Below are 2724 nucleotides of genomic sequence, written 5' to 3'. Positions count from 1 at the left end.
AAAAGAACCTGAAACCGTGTACGTACAAGCAGTAGGAGCCTCTTTATGGGGTGACTGCGTACCTTTTGTATAATGGGTCAGCGACTTATATTCTGTAGCAAGGTTAACCGTATAGGGGAGCCGTAGGGAAACCGAGTCTTAACTGGGCGAATGAGTTGCAGGGTATAGACCCGAAACCCGGTGATCTATCCATGGGCAGGTTGAAGGTTGGGTAACACTAACTGGAGGACCGAACCGACTAATGTTGAAAAATTAGCGGATGACTTGTGGATGGGGGTGAAAGGCCAATCAAACCGGGAGATAGCTGGTTCTCCCCGAAAGCTATTTAGGTAGCGCCTCGTGAATTCATCTTCGGGGGTAGAGCACTGTTTCGACTAGGGGGTCATCCCGACTTACCAACTCGATGCAAACTGCGAATACCGAAGAATGTTATCACGGGAGACACACGGCGGGTGCTAACGTCCGTCGTGAAGAGGGAAACAACCCAGACCGCCAGCTAAGGTCCCAAAGTCATGGTTAAGTGGGAAACGAAGTGGGAAGGCTCAGACAGCCAGGATGTTGGCTTAGAAGCAGCCATCATTTAAAGAAAGCGTAATAGCTCACTGGTCGAGTCGGCCCGCGCGGAAGATGTAACGGGGCTAAACCATGCACCGAAGCTGCGGCAGCGACACTTATGTGTTGTTGGGTAGGGGAGCGTTCTGTAAGCCTGCGAAGGTGTACTGTGAGGTATGCTGGAGGTATCAGAAGTGCGAATGCTGACATAAGTAACGATAATGCGGGTGAAAAACCCGCACGCCGGAAGACCAAGGGTTCCTGTCCAACGTTAATCGGGGCAGGGTGAGTCGACCCCTAAGGCGAGGCTGAAAAGCGTAGTCGATGGGAAACGGGTTAATATTCCCGTACTGGTGGTAACTGCGATGGGGGAACGGAGAAGGCTAGGTTGTCCGGGCGACGGTCGTCCCGGTTCAAGCATGTAGGCAGAGTGATTAGGCAAATCCGGTCACTTAATGCTGAGGTGTGATGACGAGCCACTAAGGTGGTGAAGCAATTGATGCCCTGCTTCCAGGAAAAGCCTCTAAGCTTCAGGTTACCAACAATCGTACCCCAAACCGACACAGGTGGTCAGGTAGAGAATACTCAGGCGCTTGAGAGAACTCGGGTGAAGGAACTAGGCAAAATGGTGCCGTAACTTCGGGAGAAGGCACGCTGGCGGTAAGTGAAGTCCCTCGCGGACGGAGCCGAAGCCAGTCGAAGATACCAGCTGGCTGCAACTGTTTATTAAAAACACAGCACTGTGCAAACACGAAAGTGGACGTATACGGTGTGACGCCTGCCCGGTGCTGGAAGGTTAATTGATGGGGTTATCCGTAAGGAGAAGCTCTTGATCGAAGCCCCAGTAAACGGCGGCCGTAACTATAACGGTCCTAAGGTAGCGAAATTCCTTGTCGGGTAAGTTCCGACCTGCACGAATGGCGTAATGATGGCCAGGCTGTCTCCACCCGAGACTCAGTGAAATTGAACTCGCTGTGAAGATGCAGTGTACCCGCGGCAAGACGGAAAGACCCCGTGAACCTTTACTATAGCTTGACACTGAACATTGAGCCTTGATGTGTAGGATAGGTGGNGGCTGTCTCCACCCGAGACTCAGTGAAATTGAACTCGCTGTGAAGATGCAGTGTACCCGCGGCAAGACGGAAAGACCCCGTGAACCTTTACTATAGCTTGACACTGAACATTGAGCCTTGATGTGTAGGATAGGTGGGAGACTTAGAAGTGTGGACGCCAGTCTGCATGGAGTCAACCTTGAAATACCACCCTTTAACGTTTGATGTTCTAACCTAGGCCCGTAATCCGGGNGGAGACTTAGAAGTGTGGACGCCAGTCTGCATGGAGTCAACCTTGAAATACCACCCTTTAACGTTTGATGTTCTAACCTAGGTCCATAATCTGGATCGGGGACCGTGTCTGGTGGGTAGTTTGACTGGGGCGGTCTCCTCCTAAAGAGTAACGGAGGAGCACGAAGGTTGGCTAAGCATGGTCGGACATCATGCGGTTAGTGCAAAGGCATAAGCCAGCTTGACTGTGAGAGTGACGGCTCGAGCAGGTACGAAAGTAGGTCTTAGTGATCCGGTGGTTCTGAATGGAAGGGCCATCGCTCAACGGATAAAAGGTACTCCGGGGATAACAGGCTGATACCGCCCAAGAGTTCATATCGACGGCGGTGTTTGGCACCTCGATGTCGGCTCATCACATCCTGGGGCTGAAGTAGGTCCCAAGGGTATGGCTGTTCGCCATTTAAAGTGGTACGCGAGCTGGGTTTAGAACGTCGTGAGACAGTTCGGTCCCTATCTGCCGTGGGCGTTGGAAGATTGAGAGGGGTTGCTCCTAGTACGAGAGGACCGGAGTGAACGCACCACTGGTGTTCGGGTTGTCATGCCAATGGCATTGCCCGGTAGCTAAGTGCGGAAGAGATAACCGCTGAAAGCATCTAAGCGGGAAACTTGCCTCGAGATGAGTCTTCCCTGTCACCTTGAGTGACCTAAAGGAACGTTTAAGACTAAGACGTTGATAGGCTGGGTGTGTAAGTGTAGCGATACATTGAGCTAACCAGTACTAATGAACCGTGAGGCTTAACCTGACAACACCGAAGGTGTTTTGTCTGAGAGACGACCAGTAGATGAAGTAAGCTTGTTTAAGATTGATATTGCTGGTTACTGAGGAAGA

The 2724-nt window shown here is 51.6% G+C and carries 1 rRNA gene; it reads left to right on the top strand.

What is annotated here, in order from left to right:
* A 23S ribosomal RNA gene (locus tag CBE70_RS01160) occupies positions 1 to 2638 on the top strand; the annotation flags it as partial.
* Between the last annotated feature and the right edge of the window lie 86 nt (positions 2639 to 2724).

The sequence above is a fragment of the Proteus columbae genome (assembly GCF_002777965.1).
GTDB lineage: Bacteria > Pseudomonadota > Gammaproteobacteria > Enterobacterales > Enterobacteriaceae > Proteus > Proteus columbae.
Note: the sequence above shows the minus strand (reverse complement) of the source record. Positions and strands in the feature narration are given on the sequence as shown.